The organism is Pseudomonas sp. NFPP28, assembly GCF_900115535.1.
GTDB classification, from domain to species: domain Bacteria; phylum Pseudomonadota; class Gammaproteobacteria; order Pseudomonadales; family Pseudomonadaceae; genus Aquipseudomonas; species Aquipseudomonas extremorientalis.
Genome location: NZ_FOWT01000004.1, coordinates 542,855 through 566,655 on the forward strand (window position 1 = coordinate 542,855; position 23,801 = coordinate 566,655).

General features: G+C 62.7%; 18 protein-coding genes. 2 read left to right on the forward strand and 16 right to left on the reverse strand.

The window, feature by feature from the left end; genetic code table 11:
* Positions 1-5: 5 nt before the first annotated feature.
* The 14 genes from BM110_RS13885 to BM110_RS13950 form a co-directional block, all read right to left on the reverse strand.
* Positions 6-1,727 carry a ShlB/FhaC/HecB family hemolysin secretion/activation protein gene (locus BM110_RS13885; RefSeq protein ID WP_092248738.1) on the reverse strand — a complete coding sequence of 574 codons (1,722 nt, stop codon included), beginning with the start codon at positions 1,725-1,727 and terminating at the stop codon, positions 6-8.
* Positions 1,728-2,095: 368 nt separating this feature from the next.
* Complete coding sequence (gene pgaD, locus BM110_RS13890) at positions 2,096-2,578, reverse strand: poly-beta-1,6-N-acetyl-D-glucosamine biosynthesis protein PgaD (RefSeq protein ID WP_071489608.1); 483 nt, start codon at positions 2,576-2,578, stop codon at positions 2,096-2,098.
* A gap of 2 nt (positions 2,579-2,580) precedes the next feature.
* On the reverse strand, positions 2,581-3,921 hold the full coding sequence (pgaC, locus tag BM110_RS13895; protein WP_071489607.1) for a poly-beta-1,6-N-acetyl-D-glucosamine synthase: 1,341 nt from the start codon (positions 3,919-3,921) through the stop codon (positions 2,581-2,583).
* A 2-nt stretch (positions 3,922-3,923) separates the two neighbouring features.
* Complete coding sequence (gene pgaB, locus BM110_RS13900; RefSeq protein ID WP_071489606.1) at positions 3,924-5,921, reverse strand: poly-beta-1,6-N-acetyl-D-glucosamine N-deacetylase PgaB; 1,998 nt, start codon at positions 5,919-5,921, stop codon at positions 3,924-3,926.
* A gap of 12 nt (positions 5,922-5,933) precedes the next feature.
* Positions 5,934-8,414 carry a poly-beta-1,6 N-acetyl-D-glucosamine export porin PgaA gene (pgaA, locus tag BM110_RS13905; RefSeq protein ID WP_092248744.1) on the reverse strand — a complete coding sequence of 827 codons (2,481 nt, stop codon included), beginning with the start codon at positions 8,412-8,414 and terminating at the stop codon, positions 5,934-5,936.
* Positions 8,415-8,713: 299 nt separating this feature from the next.
* Positions 8,714-10,210 carry a YdgA family protein gene (locus BM110_RS13910; RefSeq protein WP_093513607.1) on the reverse strand — a complete coding sequence of 499 codons (1,497 nt, stop codon included), beginning with the start codon at positions 10,208-10,210 and terminating at the stop codon, positions 8,714-8,716.
* Positions 10,211-10,356: 146 nt separating this feature from the next.
* On the reverse strand, positions 10,357-10,989 hold the full coding sequence (locus BM110_RS13915) for an NADH:ubiquinone oxidoreductase subunit N (protein ID WP_092248747.1): 633 nt from the start codon (positions 10,987-10,989) through the stop codon (positions 10,357-10,359).
* An 81-nt stretch (positions 10,990-11,070) separates the two neighbouring features.
* On the reverse strand, positions 11,071-12,513 hold the full coding sequence (locus BM110_RS13920) for an efflux transporter outer membrane subunit (protein WP_093513608.1): 1,443 nt from the start codon (positions 12,511-12,513) through the stop codon (positions 11,071-11,073).
* Positions 12,510-13,400, reverse strand: coding sequence for an efflux RND transporter periplasmic adaptor subunit (locus BM110_RS13925; protein ID WP_058425808.1), 891 nt, complete (start codon positions 13,398-13,400; stop codon positions 12,510-12,512). Before BM110_RS13925 ends, BM110_RS13920 begins: the two co-directional genes overlap by 4 nt.
* Complete coding sequence (locus BM110_RS13930; RefSeq protein WP_010214247.1) at positions 13,397-13,606, reverse strand: DUF1656 domain-containing protein; 210 nt, start codon at positions 13,604-13,606, stop codon at positions 13,397-13,399. The genes BM110_RS13925 and BM110_RS13930 overlap by 4 nt, the downstream gene beginning before the upstream one ends.
* Positions 13,603-15,681: an FUSC family protein gene (locus BM110_RS13935; RefSeq protein WP_092248756.1), complete on the reverse strand. Its 2,079-nt coding sequence runs from the start codon at positions 15,679-15,681 to the stop codon at positions 13,603-13,605. Before BM110_RS13935 ends, BM110_RS13930 begins: the two co-directional genes overlap by 4 nt.
* Complete coding sequence (locus tag BM110_RS13940) at positions 15,678-16,088, reverse strand: MarR family winged helix-turn-helix transcriptional regulator (RefSeq protein WP_058425810.1); 411 nt, start codon at positions 16,086-16,088, stop codon at positions 15,678-15,680. Before BM110_RS13940 ends, BM110_RS13935 begins: the two co-directional genes overlap by 4 nt.
* 273 nt (positions 16,089-16,361) lie before the next feature.
* Entirely contained in the window at positions 16,362-16,616 is a 255-nt protein-coding gene (locus BM110_RS13945; RefSeq protein WP_058425812.1) for a DUF2789 domain-containing protein, read from the reverse strand.
* Between the two features lie 33 nt (positions 16,617-16,649).
* A complete protein-coding gene (locus BM110_RS13950; protein WP_093513609.1) occupies positions 16,650-18,254 on the reverse strand; it encodes a glycosyltransferase family 39 protein in 1,605 nt (534 codons plus the stop codon).
* Positions 18,255-18,422: 168 nt separating this feature from the next.
* Here BM110_RS13950 and BM110_RS13955 point away from each other — a divergent pair, with 168 nt between their 5' ends.
* The gene (locus BM110_RS13955; protein WP_093513610.1) at positions 18,423-20,591 is read left to right on the forward strand and encodes a PA5441 family protein; all 2,169 of its coding nucleotides are present in this window, start codon (positions 18,423-18,425) and stop codon (positions 20,589-20,591) included.
* Entirely contained in the window at positions 20,588-21,292 is a 705-nt protein-coding gene (locus tag BM110_RS13960) for a DUF3142 domain-containing protein (protein WP_093121898.1), read from the forward strand. The genes BM110_RS13955 and BM110_RS13960 overlap by 4 nt, the downstream gene beginning before the upstream one ends.
* Here the strand turns inward: BM110_RS13960 and BM110_RS13965 are convergent.
* Complete coding sequence (locus tag BM110_RS13965; RefSeq protein ID WP_256572955.1) at positions 21,192-22,742, reverse strand: efflux transporter outer membrane subunit; 1,551 nt, start codon at positions 22,740-22,742, stop codon at positions 21,192-21,194. The genes BM110_RS13960 and BM110_RS13965 overlap by 101 nt on opposite strands.
* Positions 22,739-23,797, reverse strand: a complete 1,059-nt coding sequence (locus BM110_RS13970; protein ID WP_093121903.1) for an HlyD family secretion protein — start codon at positions 23,795-23,797, stop codon at positions 22,739-22,741. The genes BM110_RS13965 and BM110_RS13970 overlap by 4 nt, the downstream gene beginning before the upstream one ends.
* Positions 23,798-23,801: the final 4 nt, after the last annotated feature.

Sequence of the window (23,801 nt, forward strand, 5' to 3'; positions counted from 1 at the left end):
TTGAATTACAGGTAGAAATCCAGGCGGAAATAGATCGGCGCTTCGCGCTCGGTCATCACGCCAGGTCGCTCCAGGGAGTGGGCAAAGGTCACGCTGGTGCTGACGTTTTTGCCGCGGGCGAACAGCTCGAGGGAGTTACTCGACACCCGGCCGTGCTGCTCATCGTTGTAGCGATCGTGGCGAATCACGCCCTGGTCATAGCCGACGCTGGCGCCGTATTCGGCAAAGGCCGGGCGCATCCAGTCGAGGGTCACCGGGCGGGCCCAGCGCACTTCGTTGCGCCAGTAGCCGCCGCTGTCGCCGGTCAGTTGCTGGTCCTTGAACCCACGCACCGAGTACGAGCCGCCGAGGCTCATGCGTTGCGCCGGGTACAACACGTCTTCACTGCGCTGCCCGGTGGCCAGGCTGGAAAAACTCAACGATTCGCCCCACAGCGTGAAAGGTTGCAGGTAGCTCAACGTGGCGGTGTATTTGCGGTAGCGCGGGGTTGGGGTGAGGTTGCCGCGGATACGTTCCTGGTCATCCTTCTGGGCGTCAAAGGCACCGGTGCCGTTCTGCATGCCGACATCCAGGTTGACGAAGGCGCTGCCGATACGGCGTCCATGGTTGATGCCCACCTGGAACTCGCTGAGGCGGTTGCTGCTGACGTCCAGGCGCTCGTCGTTGAAGTAGTTGTTGGTGCGTAGATGGGTCAGGCCGACATTGACCGAGGTCTTGCTCACGTCATCGCGATGCACCACGCGCTCGGCACGCAGCTGGTGGTTCTGGCTGTCGCCTGTCTGCTTGTACTTGTAGCCGTCAAGGTCGCCCGGCGTGCGGTAGTCGCTCTCGCTGTAGGTGTAACTGAAGTTCCACCAGCCCCACGGCACGTTGTAATACAGCATGCTGTTTTTCGAGGTTTTCTGGTGGTCGCTGATGGCGTCGTGACCACCGCGCAGGATCAGTTGATCGGCCAGGCCCAGGGGGCTGTCCCATTCCAGGCCTGCGCCCCATTGCTGTTCGCCGGTGCTTTTCTGCCCGTCGTTGTTACGCGACAGGCTGGCGCGCCAGGGCTTTTGCGGGGTGTTCTTGACCAGCACTTCACTGCCGCCGATCTGGCTGCCGGGGGTCAATTCCATCTGCGCCTGCCTGGACGGCAAGCGGCTGAGCTGGTCGACCAGTTGCTCGACCTCCCGCAGGTTCAGCGCCTCGCCGACCTTGCCAGGAAACGCCATGGCCAGTTCGCGGTCGGTGACGGTGCTACCCTGCGCGCCTTTCAAGCCTTCGAGTTTGCCTTCCACCACCAGCACCTGCAGGTGGCCACTGGAAAGGTCCTGTTGCGGCAGGTAGGCACGGCTGGTGACGCGGCCCTTGGCGATGTAGTAGTCGGTGATCACCTTGAGCAGCTCATTGAGCTGCGCCACGCCCAGGCATTGGCCGATGTAGGGTTTGAGCAGACGCGTGCGGTCGGCGCCGGACAGGCTGTCGGCGCCCTTGAGTTCGATGTCTTTGATCGGGAAGCAGCGGGTGTCGACCGGCGTGGCCGGGGCCTGGGGCTTTGCTTCTTTGCCAGGCAGGTCCTGGAGTTCTTCCAGGCGCCGACGCTGCTCTTCCAGAAGACGGTTCTGGCGGTCGCGGATCAGGTCCTGGTCCCCTGGCGTAGGGGCGGCCATGGCACTGTTCAGGCTCAAATAAGCGAGCACGAAAGTGCACAGAAAGTACCGAGTCCGTGGCAATAACAAAGACATGTTCGATCCGTCGAAAATCAAGGGCCGGCAAACTAACATCGAACTTGCACCAACTCAAAAGACCGAGCTAGTTTCACATTCGTACTAGTTATTCACGCAAGCATTTGATTAATAACAACTAAAAATAATCAATCAGATGAGCGGGCTGTCATCGGAAGTATTATTCCGACCAGCGGCAGCACTATTGATCACGATTCATCGGAGAACTTAGAAATTGCCATTAATTGGCCATCAAGTTCCTGCCGAGATAGGTTAGTACCGGGAAAAGTAGAAAAGTTCGCGGGTGTTTTGTGAATTGGATCCCATTTGTCGGGATTAACCGAAGTCGTTCCCACGTTGCAATGGGAACGACCTTGCAGCGCACTGGCTCAGCTGGCGTCTTTGTTCTGGTCCTTGCCGGGCACCAGGGTCAGCCCCGGCTTTTCTACATCGCGGGAGACATGGGACTTCACACCCGCCACACCGCCCTCGTCGTCATTCTGGATGACCAACACCCCGGGTCGGCGCAACTGCTCCAGGTCCCCTTCACCGAGGCTGAAGCTCTCGCTCAGGCGCTTATCGCTGAGGGCGTTGCCCTCGGCACGGCGCTGGGCAAACTTGCGCCCCTTGCGTTGCTGGTAGCGCGCCCAAGTGACCAGGATCACGGCATTGAACAATGCAATCCACAGGTACACCTGCAGGGTATTGAGCGCGGCAAAAATCGGTGCCTCGATGCGCGGCCCACCGTGGGTTTCCAGCATCGAAGTGATCCCCCGCGCCAGCAGCCAGATCAACCCGGCCCAGGCCATCAGGGTCAACAGCACATCAATGATCCACATCACCAAACGTTGGCGGGTTCTGACCAGTTTCATGATCACGCCTCCTCTTCAATGGGTTTGATGCCGCGATCGGGGCTGACCCAGCGCGCACGCTTGCGATGCTGGTTGAACAGCACCTTGGGGAAACTGACCAGGGTGGTAAACAGGCTCACCAGCCAGAACACCATCGGGTACCACACCGTCCAGAACAGGGTTTTCCACAGGTCTTTTTCGTAGCGGCGGTCGATCATGATGCTCACCGCGAACTGCACCAGGCACACCATCGCCAATACCAGCCCGGTAAACGCCGGCGGTACCAGCGAGTCCACGGTAATGGCCGGTGGCAGCACCATGAATTTGCCGAGTACGTAGAAGATCACCGACAGCAGGAAGGTAAACGCCCAACCGGTGGAGAGGCAGTACTCGAACAACAGCGGCCACAGGTAGCGATGGCGCCATTGCCAGATGCCACGGATGTTCTTGAACAGCACTTCGGCACCGCCCTGGGCCCAACGCAGGCGCTGCTTCCACAGGCCGCCGACGGTTTCCGGCATCAGGATCCAGCACAGGGCGCGAGGCTCGTAGAAGATGCTCCAGTGATCGAGCTGCAGCTTCCAACTGACATCGATGTCCTCGGTGATCATGTCGGTGCTCCAGTAGTCGATGCGGTCCAGCGCCTTTTTACGGAACGCTACCACCACACCCGACACCGTGAAGATCCGGCCGAACACCCGTTGCGTACGCTTGATCAAGCCGATGATCGAAGAGAACTCGCCCACCTGCACTCGACCGATCAGCGTCGAACGCGTGCGGATGCGTGGGTTGCCGGTGACCGCACCCAGGCGCGGGTTGTCGAGCATCGGCGCGACCATGTAGGCGGCAGCGTTTTTGTCGAGCAACGCGTCGCCATCGATGCACACCAGGTATTCACTGCGCGCCGCCACGGCGCCCATGCGCAGGGCCACGGCCTTGCCCTGGTTCTGCGCCAGGTGCAGCACCCTTAGGCGTGGATGCTCCAATGCCAGGGCGTCGAGCACTGCGGCGGTGTTGTCCTTGGAGCCGTCATTGACCGCGATCACTTCAATGTTCGGGTACAACTGGCCCAACGCCGCATGGATGGTGTCGGCCGCGTTATCGCCCTCGTTGTAGCAAGGGATGATGATCGAGATCAGCGGGTTGCCGGCCAGGGTTGGTGCCGGAGTGTCTTCTTTCCACGGCCAATGGCGCTCCCAGTGCAGCCAGAAGTACAGGCCGCCCGCGATCCACAACGCCGACATGAACAGCGGGTAGAAGAACACAAAGTCCATCAGGAACTGCCCGGTGACCAGGAAGATCAGGCCCAGGGGCACACCCAATACCAATGCCAGCACGAATAAAGCCAGGATTCTATCGAACATGGTCAAGGGTTCCATTGGTTGGAAAGGGCCGGACGCACAGTCTTCAGGTCCGGGGAGTTTTCCAGGAAGTTGTCCGGGTAGTAGCCAAAACTCGTGACACCCTGGCGCTTGAGCACACCCATCCACTCAGCCATCTGTTGACTGTCGATGTCCGGTGCGGCCTTGGTGCGCCAGTCTTTGGCTTGCAGTTCGAATACGGTGCGCTCCAGCGCGCCAGGGCGTGCCTTGACCGTCGCCACCAGCTTTTCCAGCCAGGCGTTGGAGGTTTTGTATTCCTGGCCTTCCATCAGCGGCATGGCCATGGGCGCGGTCCAGTCGTAGGTCTGGAGGAAGTCATCGAGGTTCTGCGCGAACCAGGCTTCGCTGCCTGGGTTGAGCATCGGCTCGGCGAAGATATTGCGCGCCGTCAGCAACTGCGGCCCTCCGATGGCGCGGACCTTGGCGGTCAGCTCCTTGGTGAAGTCGATCAGGTAGCGGCTCTTGAAGCGCGTCCAGCGTTGCATCACCGCAGGGTCGGCACGCAAGGCCTGAATCGTGCCCGGCAGGCCGGCGGCGACATAGGCCTTGAGCGCGGCAGGGCTGGCATCTTCGAAATCGTTGAACACCGCATCGTCGTGGTACAGCACGCCGTCGATGGCGTTGTTGCGCGCCAGGTCTTCGTAGATTTCACCAATGATCTTGCGCACCTGCGGATCAAACGGCGACAGACGCTTGTATTGGTCCGGGTCGAGGCCGACCTGGCCGGTTTTCGGGTCCCAACGTGTCACCCGTGGCAGCTTGGGGTCGAGGGCAAAGCTGAGCACCGGCATCCACGCGTACACAGCAGCATGAGCCCGGGTGTGCAACTGCCAGGAGACGCGGTTGAACAGGTCGGCACGTACCGGCAGGTGACGGTTGGGGAAGTACAGTTCATGCACCAGGCCGTCGCCCTTGGGATCGGCGAAGGCTTGCAGGAACACGGTGCCCGCGCCCATGTCCACCACCCGCTGTACGAGCTGGTCGAGGTTGCGTGCCTGTTGGGCCGGGTCCGGGTCGTAGACGTTATCCAGGTCCACGTGCAACACGCGCAGCGGTGCCTTGGCTTGCGCCGCGACAATGCTGTTGGCGAAGTGCTCGCCATCCGGGTCGGACGCCACCAGGAAGCGCGGGCTGTTCATCAAGTCGGCGGAGCTGTCGAGACCATCTTCCAGGGTCAGGGCCATCTGGTAGCCCTGCTCGCCAATGATCGCCAGCGAGGTGCCCTTGGCAGCACCGTAAGGCCATACCCAGACGCGTGGTTTCTTGCCGGTGACGTTCTGGATTTTGTTGGAGATGGCTACGACGTCGGCACGCATGCGCGCATCGAACTGCGCCTGGCTTTCATAGCGACCCGTCGCCGGATCAAAGCGCAGCGAGGTTGCCGCCGGCTCCAGGTTGCCCTGGGGGTTGGCCAGGATGCCTTTATGGTTGTTGTCGGTATGCGCGGCAATTTCCACCAGGCCCGACTGCGACACTTCGCGAATCTGCTGCCAGGTCAGGAACTCCCCACGCGGCCGTGGCTGGCCGGCGAAGTCCACCGGCTGGTTCATCGGCGTATCGATCCAGTAGCCCACTGGCGCCAGCAGCGCCGGCCAGCGATAGGCGCGCAGCACCGGCATCACCCGGGTGTAGAAACTGGAGTAGCCGTCATCGAAGCTGAGCATGATGGCTTTGGGCGGCAACGCCGGCCCACCGTTGCGCGCCGCCAGGATCTGGTCGACGCTGACCGCCTGGTAGCCGTTCTCGCGCAGCCAGGCCAACTGCTCGATCAAACGTTCGGTGCGCACCGCCACCACTGCCTGATCGGGGTCGCGATCCTCGACGTCGTGATAGGCAATGCCCAGGAAATGGTTTTTCGGCCACGGCGCTTCGTTGGCCGGTGTCGGCCGCTCGGCGGGTGGGGTGAAAGGTGCGGGTTGCTGGGCGCAGGCACTGGCCAGCATTACACCCAGGATCAACAGGCAACGGCTGAAGACGGTCATGGTCAGGCTCTTCTAGAAACGGTAAGTGAGGTCGACGAGCAGACGCAGATCGCGTTCGCGATCACCGTCGTATGGTCGGCTGACCAGGCTCAGGTTGGCGCCGGCTTCCAGTACATCGTTCCAGCGAAAGCGTTGGCCGTAGCCCACCAGACCGATGCCACCGGTGGAATAGTCCCGCTGGCTGTAGGTACCCGCACCGACCTGGAACTGCTGACTCCACTGGGTCTCGTAGCGGTGATAGAGCACGTGGTTGATGTTGAGGACGGGCAACACGGTGAAGTCCGACTTCGGGTTGAAGTAGATCGTGTCTTCCTTGCTGTTGCGGCTGGCGCCGACTTCCAGGCCCAGGTCCACCTGCACTTTCGGCGAGCTGTAGAGGCCTTCGCGGCCACTGAGCAAGGCTTCGAAGCGGTCGTTGCCGTCGCTGAAATGGGAAGGGCTGAGGGTCAGTTTCCATTCACGGCTTTCGTTGGCGCGCCAGCGGATGAAACCGCTGCCGCCGTTGGCTGTGATCCCGTCATTCAATGCGCGCAGTGGCGTGGTGGACAGCAGGTAACCCAGGCTGCCGCCGTATTGCCAGTTGTCGTTGATGTCGCGGGCAATCGACACGGCGGCGCCTTGTTTTGAGCCATCGCCGTAGGAATGGTTGGAGACCTCGGCCTCAATGGTCATGTCGCGTGTGCGCCGCTCTACGCCAACCACTTGCCAACGATGCTGCCCGGTCCCCTCTTCGAACGTGGCGCGGGCATAGCCGGCACCGGCGAACAGGCGCCAGTCTTCGTCGATGGGTGGCGTGTAGAGGCGGCTTTCAATGCCCCAGTCACGGCTGCCCGAGACGGCACCGGCATCGCCGTTGTTACCGCCGCCGAAGCTTTTCCCGGTGTAGGCCTCGACCCGCAGCTCGGCCATGTCATGCACTTCGCGCAGGCGTTGCAGGCGCTGCACCTGGCGGTTGTCCGGGTTGCGGGCGACCACGTCGTCGGTGAGGATGTCGAGTTGACGCCATTCCTGCAGGTCCAGCGCGGTGAAGCCCTGGGACATTTCCAGGCCGATGTCGCGCGGGCTCTGCGCTTCGGTTTCCTTGAGCGAGCTTTCAGCGCGTCTAGGCCAGTCGCGGGCGCGGTACATTTCCGCTTGCGCCAGACGCAGGCCGATGCTGCCAGGGGCCTTGCCCACCAACTCCTCCAGGGCCTTTTCGCTGGACGGCAGGTCGGCGCCATAGGTGCCGGCCTGTGCGGACAATTGTTGGGCGTCCATCCACTCATCGTTCGGGTTGCCGATCGGCAGCCCCTTGAGTTCAACCCGGGGTTTCTGGGTGTCGGCCAAGTGCTTGGCGACCGCACGCGCTTCATCCACCTGGTCGTTTTCGAGCAAGGCGTAGAACAGCGCGGTGGTGTCTTCTACGCGGTCGCCCACGTCCGCATCGGGAGCATCCAGCGCCTCGCGGTACAACGGCGCGGCCTTTTCCGGCAGACGCTGATCGAGGTAGGACGCGGCCACCCAACGCTTGGCGTAGGTGGGCAAGCGCACACCTTCGGCCTGGAGGGTCTCGTATTCGCGGATCACCTCTGCGGTACGCGCCCGTGCCTTGAGCGCGCCCAGGCGGTCGATGCGCCAGATCACCACGTCGTCATGGGCGGTGGCGTCAGGGGTCCAGCGAGCAAGGAGCCTGTCGTAGTCCTGCAGCGCACGGTCGGCGATGACATAGCGTTCTTTCTCGGTACGCGTTGCGAACTCGGCGATGCGCACACGCTCGGCGGCCAGGTCACCTTCGAGGCGACGCTGGGTCACCGGGTCGACAAGCCCCGGACGCTGGGCCGAGAGACGCAACGCCGGCTGCGGCAGACGGGCCTTTTGCAGGGCGACCACGTATTCGCGGGCGACCTCAGGCTTGTCGCCGGCGCGAATAAAGGCCTGGTCGAATTCAAACAGCGCGTCGTACTGCAAGCCTGCACGGGTCAGCGCGTAGCCCAGCGCCATCCGGCGGTTGGGATCGTCGGGCTTGGCAGCCACCAGTGCGCGTGTGCGTTGCACCGCTGCGTTGGCTTTGCCACCGTCAGCCTCGGTGAGGGCCAGGCCCAATTGCAGGTCAATGTTATTCGGCTCACGCAGCAGCGCCTTGCGATAGACCGCTTCGGCCTGCGCCCACTGCTTCTGGTTACGATACGTGCGCGCAACCGTGGCCAGCGCCTGGGCGGTCAGGTTGCGATTCTGCCCCTGGGCCTCGTAAACCTTCAGCACCTCGGCATCCTGGCCGGCCCAACCGGCGATCACCAGGTGGTCGCTGATCTGGCCTGGCGTCTGGCGCTCGGCTGGCAATTGGCGCAATTGAGTCAGGGCGGGGGTGAAGTTGCCGTTGCGCGCCTGGATGATCAGGGCGTCATAGGCCGGGTCGGCCATGGCGAAAGTGGGCATCAGCAACTGGCTGCACAAGGTTACCCCGATGAGCAGCCGCAACCGGCCTGAGGCACTGAGTGGGAGTGTTCGCAGCATATCGTGAGCTTCCTTACACACGGAAAGCTGTAACGATAGGTGGTCCTGAGCGGTTTGCATCAGGGTGTCGGCGTCTCGTGACCCGACCTAGCTTTCCTGTAGGAACTATCCCCGACGCGTGGATGGAAAAGGACAAGTCATAACAATTGTTCAGAATTGCACTGCAAATCTGAAATACGAATGGGGGAGCAGGGTTAGCTGCGATAGAGGGTTGCCAGTCGACATAGGTGTCGACGGTTTGACCTTTATCGCAGCTAACCCCGCTCCCCCATTTTTATTTCAGGGCGATGACGAAATTTTTACTGCGCGCCGCCAACCGCACCGACCTTGGACATCACGAAGCTGATGAATTGCTCGACGGTCATTTTCTGGCCATTGAAGGTCACTTCATTGTTGGCGTAGTGCAGCTTGGACACCACATCGCTGCCCACCAGGGTTGCCAGCTGCGTACCCACGGCCATGCCGCTGACCATTTCGCTGGCCATCTGGGATTGCTGCTCGATGGCTTTAGGATCGGTCACACCGCCGACCTGCGCTTGCAGGGCCGCCACGTCGGCGATCATCGGCTTGGACAGCGTCAGGTTGGCGTCCAGCAGCGAGACCATCTGCTTGCCCAGTTCAACCGGCGGCAGCTCCATGGAGGTCGGTTTGGCCAAGTCCAGCACCAGGTTGAATTTGCTCTCGCCGTGGGTGGTTTTCAGCGACAGGTTTTCCAGCGCCAGGTGCGGCTTGGCAGCCAGCAACTGGTTGACGTTGGCTTCGGCCAGGGCCTGCTCGGCTTCGGTGAGTTGCAACTCCGGCACCGGTTGTCCGGCAGCGGCAGCGGCTTGCACCGGCTGCATCTTGTCCTGGTACAGCTTGGTCAGCACCAAGCCCGAAGGCACATCGATGTTCTTCACGCTCAGGGCCATGGCGGCAGAGCCGACCGGTTTGCCCTGGTAGCCGATCTCGTCGATCTTGTAATCGACGCGGCCGGCCATGTTGTTGTCTTTGACTTCGCTGGAGTCTTTCTGCTCGAAGCCCTTGAGGGTCAGCACGGCTTTCTGCGGGCCGAAGGTGACTTTGGTGTCGCTCAGCTCGATGGTGTTCTGCCCGGTGTAGAAGCCGAAGGTGGATTTTTCCAGGTTGCTGGCCACGGTCAGGCCGGCGAACTCAGCGTCGAATGGCGCGCCATTGGCGTCGACAACGGCCAGTTTGAGGCTGTTCACGTAGCCATCCACCTTGACCTTCTTGCCTTCGGCAGTGCTGTCGAAATCCAGGTTGAGGCCGGAGAAGTCCACAGAGGACGTTTCGTCCTTGAACGCCAGGGGCAACAGTTCGAGATTGCCGTTCACCGAACGGCTGTAGCCGATATTGGCCACGCCTTTGAGCGGCGATACATCTTTGGCGGCAGCGAACCACTTCTCGGTGGTGGCGTTCTTTTCCAGTGAATAGTGACTGGTGGCCATGACCGGCAGCCATTTCAACGACACCAGGCGCGAGAACGGCAGCGGGCCGTGTTCGATATGGTCGACAATCAGCAGCTCGGGGTTCGGGTTCTGTTCGCCGAAGACCGAGCCCTGGCCCTTGAGGCGATAGTGCGCGGTACTGCTGAACAGGCCACGGTCCAGGGACACCAGCTCCAGGGAAACGGTGCCGTCGACGCCGGCCATGGAGCGTTGCAGTTCCTTGTTGGCGTCCTGCACGGCCGTTTGCAGCACCGGCTCCAACTGCTTGCCGGTGTACCAGGCACCGCCTGCACTGACGACGCCCACGGCGACAACAAAACCCAAAAGAACGACTGCTGGCTTATTCATGAAGTGACCTGATCAAATCCTGTGAGAAGTGGGCTGTCTTCCTTGAACCCCAAGGGGATTGGCTCAAGCCCGCCGAAAACGGGGGAAGATTAGCACTGGGGGCCGCGAACGGCCCAGCTTTTCAGAGGGATCAGTTCAGCAGTAGTTCAGGAGTACTCCAACTCAATTTCATCCAACTGGTGGTCGAAACTCTTCAACCGCGCCGTCCAGGTGTACACCAGCACCTCAAACTCGCGGTGTATCACGGCGTTGCCCGGGGTATCGGCCTTGGGGTCGCAGAAGTCCAACTGGTAGCGCTCGCGGGCCATTTGCGTGGCTACGTCGGACAATTCCCGCGCGTTATTCAGCCAGTGCCTACCTTCGGCAACTTGTTTATCGAGCGCCACGCACTGTTTTTTCAGGACTTCGAGGCTTTTTTCCAGGGGGGTGCCGGTAAGGTCGCCCATGACTTCCTGGAAGGTACGCCCCGGCTGCCAATAGCTGCCCCAGAAATAGCGGTCGAACACCGTCTCGACCCGGCGCAGCGCGACCTTGGTGTCCCAGATCGCGACACGGGTCTTGCCCTGTTCGAGGAGCTTTCGCTTCACCCGCTGATTTTGGTAGGAGGCCCAGGCCACCACACCGATGGACAGGGTGCCGATCACCAGGCAAGCGCTGTCGAGAAACACCATGGCTTTGTCGAGTTGGTGAGCCAGCATGACGCCGTAGAAATAAGCAGCCGATAACAGCACCAGTGCGAAGAGCACGCACCAGAAAGCGGGAGCATAAGGGTTTTTCATTATTGGAATCCCCATGAGCAAACGCGAGCAGTGTCAGGTGGAGCGTCACGGCGCCCCACCTGACCAAGCATAGCTTTTAGCTCAGGGTTTGCCGGGCTGTGACGCTTGCGTTCGTCCGCTTTCCCAGCCGCCGCCCAAGGCCAGGAACAGATCGATCTGGCTCATGGCAACCTGGGTGTTGGCCGCCGCCAGCTGGGCGCGCACATCGGTATAGGTGCGGGTGGCTTGCAGGTCGGCCAGGAACGACGCGCGACCGGCCTGGAAGAAGCGATGGGTCTGGCCCGCCGCTTCCTTCGCCGACTCACCGGCCTCATTCAGGGCATCACGGCGTTGCAGTTGCGCGGTGTATTGCGCCAGGCCGGTCTGGGTTTCGCGGATGGCATTGAGCACCACGCCGTCGAAGTGGGCCAGGGCGCCCTGGGTGGCGGCTTCGGCTTCGTGGATGCGTGCGCGGGCGCCGTTGGTCGGCACCGTCCAGCTGACCATCGGGCCGAAGCCCCAGCGGTTGGTGGGCGCCGTGCCCAAGTCGTCCAGTATGCCGACGGTACCCACGGTGGCGCCAATGCTGATGTCAGGGTACAGCGCAGCGGTGGCCACACCGATACGCGCCGTGGCGGCGGCCAGTTGGCGTTCGGCCTGGCGCACGTCGGGACGGCGCTTGAGCAGCGCAGCGCCATCGCCCACCGGCAGCAATTGCGCGATATGCGGCAGCTCGGCGCAAGTGCCGGTGCCGGCCGGCAATTGATCCACCGGCTTGGCCAGCAGCATCGACAGGCGGAACAGTCCGGCCTGGCGCGCTGCTTCGTAGCGCGGCATGTCGGCGCGAAGGGATTTGTATTGGGTCTGCGAACGGGTGACCTGGGTTTCATCGCCCCGCCCGGCGTCGCGCAGGCGTTGGGTCAGCTGGGTGCTCTGGGCTTGCAGGTCGAGGGACTCGTTGGCGATGGCCAGCTCTTCATTGGCTGCGCACACCTGGGTGTAGGAACGCACGACATCCGCCACCAGGGTGATGCGGGCGATGTCGGCAGCGGCCTGAGCCGCATCCGCGTTGGCCTGGGCGCTTTCGATACCGCGCTGCAAGGCGCCGAACAAATCGAACTGGTACGAGGTGGTGATCCCCACGCTGCCGATGTTGGCCACCGGGACTTTTTCCGTCAGCAAAAACGCTTCACCGGATTCCTGCAGACGCTGGGCCTCGGCCTTTGCGCCCGCGCTCCAGCCGCCTGCGGACTCAGCTTCCTGGGTCTGGAACCGCGCGCGCTGCAGGTTGGCGGCGGCCACCCGCAAGTCGGTGTTGGAGGCCATGGCCTGGCGCACCAGTTCATCCAGGCGCGGGTCCTTGTACAGCTTCCACCAGTCGGCCGGCACCGGGGCCGAGACGACGTTGCCACCCTCGCCGGCAATCTGCCCTTGCAGGTCGCTCCGGTTGATGGCGGACTTTTCCGGCAGCGTGTAATCCGGCCCCACCACTTGGCAGGCCGACAGCAGCAACCCCAGCGTAGCGGTGGCCAGCAGCTGCTTCATGGCTTGTCTCCGTCTTTAACCTTGTCGCCGATGATCGAGACGGTGGCCGTGCGCCCGGCGATCATGCGGAAGTCCGCCGGCACATCGTCAAAGGCGATACGCACCGGAATCCGCTGGGCCAGGCGCACCCAGCTGAACGCCGGATTGACGTTGGGCAGCAGGTTGGAGCCACTGCTGCGGTCGCGGTCTTCGATACCGGCGACGATGCTTTGCACGTGGCCATGCAGGCGGGCGTTGTCGCCGATCACCCGGATGTCCACGCCCATGCCGACATGGATACCGTCGAGCTTGGTTTCTTCGAAATAGCCGTCGATATGGAACGAATTGCTGTCCACCACCGACAGCACCGGGCGCCCGGCGGTGACGAACTCCTGGGTACGCGGCGCACGGTCGTTGACGTAGCCGTCCACGGGGCTGCGGATCACCGAGCGGTCGAGGTTCAGTTGCGCGGAATCCACCGTCACCTGGGCTTCGGCCAGGGCCGACTGGGCACGTGCCACACGGGATTGGCTTTCTTCCAGTTGCTCGCTGGGCACCAGGTTGCCCAGGCCTCGGTTGCGCTTGTACTCGCGCTGGGCCTGGGCCAGGGTTTCCTGGCGGTCGGCCACGGCGGCCTGGGCTTGGCGCAGGGCCAGCTTGAAGCGGTCCTGGTCGACGGCGAAGAGCACCTGGCCTTTGGTCACCAACTGGTTGTCGTGCACGTCCACGCGCTGGATCAGCCCGGACACGTCCGGGGCGATCTGCACGATGTCGGCACGGATGTGGCCGTCACGGGTCCAGGGGGCAAACATGTAGTACATGACCATGCGCCACACCACGACGACCGCGAACGTCACGATCAACAACGTGAGGACTACACGGCCGATGGTCAAAAAAGGTTTTTTCATGTCATCAGGTATCGACTGAGTGAGTCCACCGCGCCCAGCAACAGCGCGTACAGCCCCACATTGAACAATGCCCGGTGCCAGACCAGGCGATAGAAGTGGAGGCGGGTCAACAACCCGTGCACCACCAGGAACAACACATACGTAATGCCCATCAGCACCAGCAGCGTGGGCAGGAACACCCCGCTGATATCCAGATCACCGATCATAAAGGCGCTCCATCAGGCAGCGGCGCTTGCATCTCAGTGCCGCCAATGAACTCCACACCTGGCAGCAACGCCAGGCGCAAACCGGCCAGCGCGTGCAGCAAGTGCAGGCGGGTGTCGTCTTCGTCTTGCAGGCCTTGGCCGTTGAGGGCACGGCGCGTGCGGTCCAGGGTCATCAGCAGACCGCTGGGCGCGGGCAAGCGTTCACCGGCCTTGAGACACGCCTTGAAGTAACCGCCCACACCTTCCACCACTTGGTTGAGCAACACCCGTGGCACGCCGAGGATGCGCGGCGAGTAGGCCAGCAAATCGAGCAGGTTCAACGCCACGCGCAAATCGCGCAGGGCGGTGCCGGTGTCCTGGTTGATCAGGGCCAGGCGCGGCAGGTGTTGCATCAAGCGGTCGAGCATCTGCACGGCCATGTGGCGGTGTTCGGCCAGGGTCGCAGGTTCGGTGAGGCTGACGATGTCGCGCCAGCTGAAACGGGTCAGGCGCTTGGCCGCCAGCTCGGCGCCGAAAGGCCGCGCGATCAGCGTCCACACAAAGGCGAACAGCAGGCCCACCGGCCCGGCCAGGTTGACGTTGGCGAAGTTGAGGAAGTCGGCGTCGTAAGCACCCTGGATGCTGATGAACGACGAGGTGTTCACCAGCGTCAGCAACATGCCCAGGTAGAAACGCGGCTGTACGGTGAGCGTGCCGATGCAGATGAACGGCACCGCGAAGGCCAGCACCAGCATCGGAAAGTCGTGCAGATTGGGCAGCACCAGGAACAGATAGAGACTGGCGAACAACACCGACATGGCGGTCCAGAAAAAGAACCGGTAGATCTGCGGCGCCGGGTCGTCCATCGAGGCAAAAAAGCTGCAGGCGACGGCGGCCAGGATCACCGCGCTGCCGCCGTCGGTCCAGCCGAGCAGGATCCACAATACCGACGCGACAATGATCGCGGTGACGGTGGAAAACGCCGAGTAGAACATCAGCCCACGGTCGAGGAACGGCGTGAGCCGGCCCAGGCGCCAGTGGCGGTAGACGGCGCGCCAGGTGTCCTGGCTTTCGCACTGGATGGCGGCTTGCAGGCTGCGGCAGTCCTGCCACAGGTCGATCCACTCGGCCAGACGATACAGCGCATTGGAGAACAGCAGCGTGTGACGATCGTCGAGCGCTTCGCCGCTGGGCTGCAGGGCGTCGACCTGATCACGCAGGACGCGCCAGCGTTCCATTGGCGCCGCTTCTTGGGTGTCCTCCAGCCACTGGCTGGTCGCTTCCAGCAGCGGCGTGATTTTATCGAGGAACTCGGGCGCGCGATGTTCGATGGCATAGAGCGCGTCGTCGAGGGCGTCCACCACCGGCAGCAGGTGAATCATGCGCCCGCGCAGCTCCTTGGTATTGCGCACCGTCTGCGGCCGTGCGCCTTCGTGAGGCAGCTGGCCGATCATCAATTCGAGGGTATTGAAGGTGGCGACCATGCCGCCGCGCAAGGTGCTGATTTCTTCAGGCGCCACATTGCGCGTGATAAAGCGTTGGCTGTAGACCTGGGCATCGGCAAACCACTTGGCCACCGAGCCATCGAACACCGGCATCAGCCGGCGCGGCCAGAACATCGCACCCACCACCGCCGCTACGGCGATACCGAGGAAGATTTCTTCGGTACGCGCTTCAGCTACATCCCACACCGCCAGCGGGTTATCCACCACCGGCAAGGCGATCAACGGCAAGGTGTAGCCGGCGAGCATCAGCGCGTAGTTGTTCGCCGTGCGCAAATGCATCGACAGGAACAGCAAAGTGCCCGTCCACAGGGCAATCACCACCACCAGCATGTAGGGCGACTGCACGAACATCGGCACGAACAGCACGGCCGCCGCCGCGCCCATGAAAGTGCCGATGGCACGGTACAGCGCCTTGGAACTGGTCGGGCCGACAAACGGGCTGGAAACGATATACACCGTGGCCATCGCCCAGTACGGACGTGGCATTTGCATAAGCATGGCGATGTACAAGGCAATCATCGAGGCCGCGAAGGTGCGCACCCCGTAGAACCAATCACGAGCGGGCGGGAAACCGGTAAAAAATCCGTTCAAAGCGACGCCGCCTCGAAGGCACGCAGCACGCGCAGCGCGGCCTCCATATCACCTTGGGTCATGTCGGCCAGCACTTCTTTGCGCAGGCGTACCAACTGCACTTCCACCGCCTGTACCAACTCGCGGCCACGCTCGGTGAGGCTGAGGGACTTGGCGCGACGGTCGTGGATGTCTTCGGTACGGCACACGTAACCGTCGGTGCACAGCCGGTCGAGCAAGCGCACCAACGACGGGCTTTCCATCCCCGAGGCCTGAGCCACTTTGACCTGGTGCACACCGTCGCCCAGGCGACCGATCATCAACAACGGCACGGCGCAGGCTTCGGAGATGCCATAGCTCACCAGCGTGGTCTGGCAGATTTTGCGCCAGTTACGGGCGCCCACCACCATGCTGCTGCTGAGGTTCATCTGGAGTTGTTCGAGGGATTGAGGCACTGGATAGTTCGCATACAGTTAGTTTGCTAACTATCAATATGATAGGTGAAGCCAGATGCGTCAAGTTTTGAAACAATTTTGCGGATGGGTGGTGGGTGGTAGCGGTAAGTAAAGCGGGTCTTGGGGGCCGGTGCTGAATTCCCGCCATCAACCCCATGGCCCGTGCGTCAGAAAAAGTTCACTAACGCGGAAAAACCTCAGATTTTTTTAACCTTCACCAGATTTTTTCAACTTTTGCCCTTTCTGCTAAGTTTTTTGCACCCCTCGCCCACCCCGCAACATCAGATTCAACTCATCCACCACTTCTGCCCAATCCGCATCCTCCAGAATCTCCTCGCGCAAAAACGCCTTCTGGCTGTCCGTCCAGAAAAACGCATCCGCCAGGTTCAGCTCCGGTTTGAGCGGTGAATGCACCGCCACGAATTTCTCGATACTCACCGGGTCATCGGGCAGCCCGAGCTGTTTGAACAGTGATGGCAAGCTATGTACGGGCGATTGCATGACGGGCTCCTGATAGAAAAGCATTTACCCAGTCTAGCGGCAGCCCTCGGGTTGCGCCGACGGGACATTGCACAACACGAACAAGCGCGCCCTGGCGCCTCCGCCATCCTGGCGACTGAGTTCGCGCCAGCCTTCGGGCAGCGGGGCGAATTCGTCCGGCGCTTCATTGCTGCTGATCAGCCACACACGGCGGGTTTCGGCGGGCAGTGCCGACAGGCGGTCGAGGTAGATGCGTCCGCCGTCCTGGTCCACCAGGGTGCCGAAACCATAGGCATTCGGCCGGGTTGAGGCGCCATCCGGCTTAGGTGGGGTGTAGAGCTGCAATTGGGCATCGGTCTGGTCGTAATACACATAGCTCAGGTACCACAACATGTCGCTGAGGACGATGCGGTCGTCTTCCTGGTAATTGCGGTTGACGAACTCCACCGGCACATTGAACTGGTCGTGCTCATCCACGGTGAAATTGTTCTTCAATCCCACCAGCTCGACGCCGACGAATAGCACAAACAATGCCGCGCCCAGCAGTGCAAACCGCGACGGCAGACGATCAATGGCCATCGCCAGCAGGATCGGCAAGCCCAGGGCGTACACCGTCAGGTAACGTTCGATAAACACCGGGGAAATAAACGACACGCCGTAGACCAGCAGCAGTGGCAACAGGAAAAAAAGCAACAACAGGCTGGCCGGTCGGTGGCGTTCGCGATCGCGCCAGGCGGTAATGACAACCACCGCCACCAGCAGCAGCGGAAACAGCCAGAACAGCGGCGCCCAGAAGCCGACGCCTTCATCCTGCAGCACGAACTGCCAGATCATCGACGGCAGGGAGAACAGGCTGACGGGATCTTCCCAACCGATGTCGCCCCCCACCTTGAGCTGTTCGACATGCTGCACCAGGTCCAGCAGGTTCGGCAGCCACGGCAGGTACAACAGCACAATCGCAGCGTTGGCCGCCCACCAGGCCGGACGCGTGATCAGGCGCTGGCCTCGCGGCGCCGTGCCACACAACACACCCAGGTAAGCCCAGTGCACCAGCACACAGAGCGCGGTGAAGTAGTGGGTGTAGAAACCGGCACTCATCAACACCACATACGCCGCCAGATAACGCGTGCGCTCGGGCTGGCGCACCCAGTACACCAGCGCCAGCGTGGCGCCCAGCAGCCACACGCCGAGCAGCGAATACATGCGCACTTCCTGGCTGTAGCGCACCGCCGTCGGCAACAGCGCCAGCAGGATCCCCGCCAGCACCGCCGCCCGGCGGGTGGAGAGTTGCCGGGTCAGCCAGACGCCCAGGCCCACGGCGACCACACCGGGAATGGCGCTCATGCCGCGAATCGACCAGATGCTGTCGCCGAACAGCTCGATCCAGCCGCGCAGCAGGAAAAAATACAGCGGCGGGTGCACGTCGTGTGCGGCGTGGAACCACAGGTCGCCCACGGCGTATTCGCTGAGCAGCAGGCTCGAACCCTCGTCACCCCAGATCGCCGACGCCGTCAGGTGGTAAAACCGCAGGGCCATGGCCAGCGCCAGGATCGGCAACCACCAGAGACCGCTGATCCAGCCGGCACCTTCCCACGTGAGGCGATTGAGTGCCGGTAACGTCCCGACCTTTTCGTTTTGCTCTACCACAGACCGACGCACCTCAATTCCCCTGATTGCCCAAGCGCAAACACCGCCACTCTAGGACAAAAGCCCAGGATCCGCCGCTGGAATCGGACAAATCAGCAATTTGTGCAGGGCTTCTCCGAAGCAACCGCAGGAACAGGCTATTATTGCGCCCCTCCAAGGACTCAGGATCAAGGACACGTCATGCGCATCGGTTTTCTGTCACCCCTGGCACTGGCATTGCTCGCCGTTATTTCCCTACAGGCTCAGGCCAGTTCCGACGACTCGTGCTACCCCGACTGGCGGGTTTCGCGTGACAGCCTCGATTCGTGCAGCAACCTGCCTTTCCTCAGCCCCGGCAACGACAGTCGCGTCAACCTGCGCCTGCTGCTGGCCGACCAAAACGCGGCGCCCCTGGCACCCAATGCCTTGAGCGAAGACGATCTGTCCCAGGGCTTTGGCGCGGTGCCCTTCCCGGTCTACCGCCTGGCGCCGGTTCCGAGCACCAACGAAGAACCGGATAACAAGCCCGACGACTCGCGCACTGCCGAACTGGACGCGCTGCTCCAGCCCCTGGGCATCAAGCGTGACGAGTACAAAACCGCCGGGGAAGAGTTTCTGAGTGGCGAAGGCAGCCGCTGCCGCAGCAACGACGATGACAGCGCCACCGCGTTCATCAGCCAGGTGACCAAGGCCGACATGCCGGCGGCCGAACGCGAGTTGCTGGTGAAGGCGCGCTTGCAGTTGCTGACGACCTGCTCGTGGGAAGGCCAGGTAGTCGACGCCCAGCAGATCCAGTCCGCCGATGGCCAACTGTTGCGCACTTACCTGCAAGCCGCTGCCGACTTCTACAGTGGCCGTTTCGGCGATGCCGAACGGGGGTTTGCCGCCGCCAGCTCCAGCCCTCTGCCTTGGCTGAAGGAAACCGCGCTGTACATGACGGCACGCACGTCCTTGAACCTGGCCCAGGCCGAGGCCTTCGACGAATACGGCATGCCGCAACTCGCGCGTGTGGACAAGTCGGCCTTGAACGACGCCGAACAAGGTTTTCTCGGCTATCTGAAGACTTATCCACAAGGCGTTTACGTGGCCTCCGCCCGAGGCCTGCTGCGCCGGGTTTATTGGCTGGGGGATGACAACAGCAAGCTTGCCGAGGCCTACGCCTGGGCCATGACCCAGGCCACTGACACACAGCGCAATGTGTCGGTGGATGAGCTGGTGGAGGAAGCCGACCTCAAGCTGCTGATGGTCAACAGCGAGACCGTCTCCACACCGATGATCCAGTTTGTCAGTGACTTGATGGTGATGCGCGGCGGCAACCAGCCCGCCCTCTCCCGCGCCGATCTGGAAAAACAAAAAGCCGCGTTCGCCAGTGCGCCGGACTTGTATGACTACCTGCTGGCGGTCAACGCGCTGTACAGCGAGCATCAACCGGACGCCGCCCTGAAGCTGTTGCCGCAAAGCGTGCCGTCGAACCTGAATTACTTCGCCTTCAGCCAACAGACCCTGCGCGCACTCGCCCTGGAAGAGAAAAAAGACTGGAAAGGCGCCGAAGCGCTCTGGCTGCAACTGCTGCCCCTGGCGAAATTGCCGCTGCAACGCGATCAGGTGGAACTGGCCCTGGCGATGAACTACGAACGCAGCGGCCAGTTGGCCAAGGTGTTCGCCGCCGACTCGCCGATCAGCGCCAAGCAGGTGCGTTACATCCTGCTGCGCAACGTCGCCGGCCCTGAGTTGCTGCGCCAGCAGATCGCCCAGGCCAGCGACCCGCTGGAACGCCAGACCGCACAATTCGTGCTGCTCTACAAAGACCTGTTGCGCGGCCAGTTCGCCACCTTCGCCGAGGACCTCAAGCAACTGCCGGCCAGCGCCCCGGAAGACAAGCTGGGCACCAGCCTGGGCTACGTCTACAGCGCCAGCCAGACCTTGAAGCTATTCCAGTGGAACGGTGACAAAGCCGAGTCCGGCTACGCCTGCCCGAGCATCGCGCAGATCGCCACAACCTTGCAGGCCGATGCCAAAAACCCACAGGGCCTCAACTGCCTGGGCGAGTTCATCCTGCGCAACGGCCTGGACGGCATGCCGCTGGAACAGGCACGCGCCGCCGGCAGCCTGGGCAGCACCGCGTCGGACTTCAAGGGTGAAACCTTCTCGCGCCTGGACGGCTACAAGCAAGTGATCGGCAACGCCAAGGCGCCGAAGAACGACAAAGCCTATGCATTGTTCCGCGCCATCAACTGCTACGGGCCATCGGGCTACAACAGCTGCGGCGGCGTCGAGGTGGAGCCGGCCGTGCGCAAGGCGTGGTTCCGCCAGTTGAAAACCGGCTTCGCCGACACCCAGTGGGGCAAGTCCCTGCAGTACTACTGGTGAAGCACCTGTGGCTCGGCTTGCTGTTGCTGGCAAGCCCGGCCTTCGGCGCTGTCGACGCCCGCGACTATGACGCCTTCTGGCTGTGGAGTGGCGTCACCCCACAGCCGGTACTCAAGCAGGCCAAGACCCTGTATATCCTCCAGGGCCAGATCAACTCGACTCGCCGCGCCCCTCAGCTCGGCGTGCGGATGATCGCCCAGGGCATCAGCGTGCCGCGCCTGACCCAGGGCGACATCTGGATCGTATACCGCGCCCACACCCTGCGCTGGCCCGAGCCGGTCTACCGCCAACTGCTCGGCCAGGTGCAACGCTGGCGCGACGCGGGCAACCCGGTGGTCGGTATCCAGATCGACTTCGATGCGCGCACCCAATACCTGCACGAATACGCCGGGTTCTTGCGCGACCTGCGCCGGCGTTTGCCGGCCGACCTGCGCCTGAGCATCACCGGCCTGATGGACTGGAGCAGCAACGCCGACCCGGCTGCCATCGCCCAACTCAAGGGCGTGGTGGATGAGGTGGTGGTGCAGACGTACCAGGGGCGCCATAGCATCCCGGATTACGCGGCGTACTTGCCACGCATGAATCGGCTGGGGCTGCCGTTCAAGATCGGGTTGATTCAGGGTGGAGAGTGGGAAGCGCCGGGGTATTTGCAGGGGAGCGAGTGGTTTCGGGGGTACGTGGTGTTTTTGCAGAATCCCTAACCTGAGCCGCGCCCGCCGTTCGCAACGGATACACCGATTCCCATCCTCCGCCCAACGCTTTATACAAGCCAACCATCGCCAGAGAGACGCCGGTCGAGCTTTCGACCCACTGCTCCTGCGTGGCCAACAGTGCGCTTTGCACGGTGAGGACGTTGACGAAATCCACCACGCCTTCCACGTACTGCTGCTGCGCCGTGCGCAGGGCAATCCGGTTCTGGCGCACGGCTTCGGCCAGGCTGTCGCGACGCAATTGGCTGGCGTTGTAGCGGGTCAACTGGTCGTCGATCTCATGCCAGGCGCGCAGCACGGTTTGCTGGTAGGCGAGCGCCGCTTCCTGTTGCTGGGCTTCGCGCAGGTTCAACATGCCTTGCAGGCGCCCGCCGTTGAACAGCGGCAGGCTGAACTGCGGGCCGAAGGCAAAGGCACGGGAGCTCCAGGAACCGAAGTCCGAGAGTTGCATGGCCTGGGAGCCGAGGCTGCCGGACAAGGTAATGCGCGGGTAGAAGTCGCCCTTGGCCACGCCGATGCTGGCAGTGGCGGCGTGCAGGCGGGCCTCGGCCTGGCGGATGTCCGGGCGGCGTTCGGCCAGTTCCGAAGGCAGGCCGATCGCGACCTGGCGCTGGGTTTGCGGCACGGCAGCGTCCTTGGACAGTTGCGCGTGCAGCGCCTGCGGCGGCGCCCCCATCAACAGGCTGAGGGCGTTGATCAGTTGGTCCTGGCGCTGTTGCAGATCCGGCAGGCGCGCCTCGATGGCGGCGACCTGGGCGGCGGCTTCGGCGACATCCAGGTCGGTGGCCACGCCGTCGGCCAGTCGCAATTGCGACAGCTTGAGGCTGTGACGGGCGACGTCGAGGTTCTGTTCGGTGACGGCGCGGGTGTTCTGCACGCCGCGCAATTGGATGTAGTCCTGGGCGGTCTCGGCGAGTACCGACAGCAGCACGGCGCGGCGGTCGTCTTCGGCGACTTGCAGGGTGGCGTCGGCGGCTTCGGTTTCGCGTTTTACCCGGCCCCAGAAATCCAGCTCCCAGGAGGCGGAGAAGCCCGCGTCCCACTGGTTGAACGCCGCACGGCCGTTCTCGCCGGATGGGTCGCTCAGGCCTTGGCCGCTGTTGCGTTTGCGCTGGTAAGCCCCCGTCGCATCAACCTCGGGGTAGCGCTCGGCGGTCGTCACCTGGCGTACCGCCCGGCTTTGTTGCAGACGGCTGCTGGCCAGTTTCAGGTCAAGGTTGTCGGTGAGCGCACGGCGTGTAAGGGCCGAAAGCTGCTCGTCGTGGAACACATCCCACCAGCGTTCCTGCAAAGGATCACTGACGGCGCGGCTGGCTGCCTGGCGCCCCTGTGGCTCGCTCCATTGCGTCACTTGCGGGCCCTGCGGCGTGTGGAAATCCGGGCCGACCGTGCAGGCACTCAGGCTGATGAGGCTCAAGGTGAGCCAGGCAACTCGCTTCATTGCTGGGCCACCTCACGCGCTTGCACGACCGGCCGAGTGTCGACGCTGGCTTCCACCGACATGCCGACACGCAGGCGTTCAATGTGAGCCTGGTTGGGTTCGAGGATGATCTTCACCGGAATGCGCTGTACCACCTTGGTGAAATTGCCCGTGGCGTTGTCCGGTTTGACCGAGGCAAACGTCACGCCTGTCGCAGGCGCGAGGCTATCCAGATGGCCGTTGAGCAACTCGCCGTCCAGGCTGTCGACACGCACCTGCACCGCTTGGCCGGCGTGCATGTGGGAAAGCTGGGTTTCCTGGAAGTTGGCCACCACGTAAGCGTCCTCCAGCGGCACGACCGCAAGGATCTTGCTGCCCGGTGTGACATAGGCGCCCACCCGCACCGCCCGCTCGCCGACCATGCCATCCACCGGCGCGACGATGCGCGTATACGACAGTTGATAACTGGCCAGTTCCAGCGCGGCCTGGGCACGTTTGAGCCCCCCTTCGGCGGCATCGCGCTGGGCGGTGAGGATTTCCACTTGCTTGCGCTCGGCCGCCAGCACCGCCGTAGCGTTGGCCAGGCGTGCGGTGGCCTGGTCGATGCGGGTCTTGGCTTGCTGGGCGTTCTGCACGGTGCCGGCACCGACACCGGCGAGGTGGTTGTAGCGGTTCAGTTCGTGTTCGGCAAAGGCCATTTCGGCGCGATCCGCTGCAACGGTGGCCTGGGCCTGGGCGATCACCGAGCTTTGGCGCTCCAGGGTCGCGGTGGCGTTTTTCAGTTGGGCCTGGGCGACCAAGGCGTCGGCATCGGCAGCCTGGGCAGCGGCGCGGAAGTCGCGGTCGTCGATCAGTGCCAACAGCTGGCCGGCCTTGACGCGCTGGTTGTCTTCCACCAGCACCTCCTTGATGAAGCCGGCCACACGCGGCGCCACCAGGGTGAAGTCAGCGGCGACGAAGGCGTCGTTGGTGGTCTGGCGCTTGCTGCCCAACACGCCCGGCGCGACCAGGTACACCAGCACACCCACGGCAACTATGGCGATGACGGCGACGGCGATTTTGTCTTTGCGTTTCATGAAC

What these genes read in the sequence shown, in the direction of transcription:
- BM110_RS13885 (WP_092248738.1), bottom strand. Translation starts at nt 1,727, where the DNA reads ATGTCTTTGTTATTGCCACGGACTCGGTACTTTCTGTGCACTTTCGTG.
- pgaD (WP_071489608.1), bottom strand. Translation starts at nt 2,578, where the DNA reads ATGAAACTGGTCAGAACCCGCCAACGTTTGGTGATGTGGATCATTGAT.
- pgaC (WP_071489607.1), bottom strand. Translation starts at nt 3,921, where the DNA reads ATGTTCGATAGAATCCTGGCTTTATTCGTGCTGGCATTGGTATTGGGT.
- pgaB (WP_071489606.1), bottom strand. Translation starts at nt 5,921, where the DNA reads ATGACCGTCTTCAGCCGTTGCCTGTTGATCCTGGGTGTAATGCTGGCC.
- pgaA (WP_092248744.1), bottom strand. Translation starts at nt 8,414, where the DNA reads ATGCTGCGAACACTCCCACTCAGTGCCTCAGGCCGGTTGCGGCTGCTC.
- BM110_RS13910 (WP_093513607.1), bottom strand. Translation starts at nt 10,210, where the DNA reads ATGAATAAGCCAGCAGTCGTTCTTTTGGGTTTTGTTGTCGCCGTGGGC.
- BM110_RS13915 (WP_092248747.1), bottom strand. Translation starts at nt 10,989, where the DNA reads ATGAAAAACCCTTATGCTCCCGCTTTCTGGTGCGTGCTCTTCGCACTG.
- BM110_RS13920 (WP_093513608.1), bottom strand. Translation starts at nt 12,513, where the DNA reads ATGAAGCAGCTGCTGGCCACCGCTACGCTGGGGTTGCTGCTGTCGGCC.
- BM110_RS13925 (WP_058425808.1), bottom strand. Translation starts at nt 13,400, where the DNA reads ATGAAAAAACCTTTTTTGACCATCGGCCGTGTAGTCCTCACGTTGTTG.
- BM110_RS13930 (WP_010214247.1), bottom strand. Translation starts at nt 13,606, where the DNA reads ATGATCGGTGATCTGGATATCAGCGGGGTGTTCCTGCCCACGCTGCTG.
- BM110_RS13940 (WP_058425810.1), bottom strand. Translation starts at nt 16,088, where the DNA reads ATGAACCTCAGCAGCAGCATGGTGGTGGGCGCCCGTAACTGGCGCAAA.
- BM110_RS13945 (WP_058425812.1), bottom strand. Translation starts at nt 16,616, where the DNA reads ATGCAATCGCCCGTACATAGCTTGCCATCACTGTTCAAACAGCTCGGG.
- BM110_RS13955 (WP_093513610.1), top strand. Translation starts at nt 18,423, where the DNA reads ATGCGCATCGGTTTTCTGTCACCCCTGGCACTGGCATTGCTCGCCGTT.
- BM110_RS13965 (WP_256572955.1), bottom strand. Translation starts at nt 22,742, where the DNA reads ATGAAGCGAGTTGCCTGGCTCACCTTGAGCCTCATCAGCCTGAGTGCC.
- BM110_RS13970 (WP_093121903.1), bottom strand. Translation starts at nt 23,797, where the DNA reads ATGAAACGCAAAGACAAAATCGCCGTCGCCGTCATCGCCATAGTTGCC.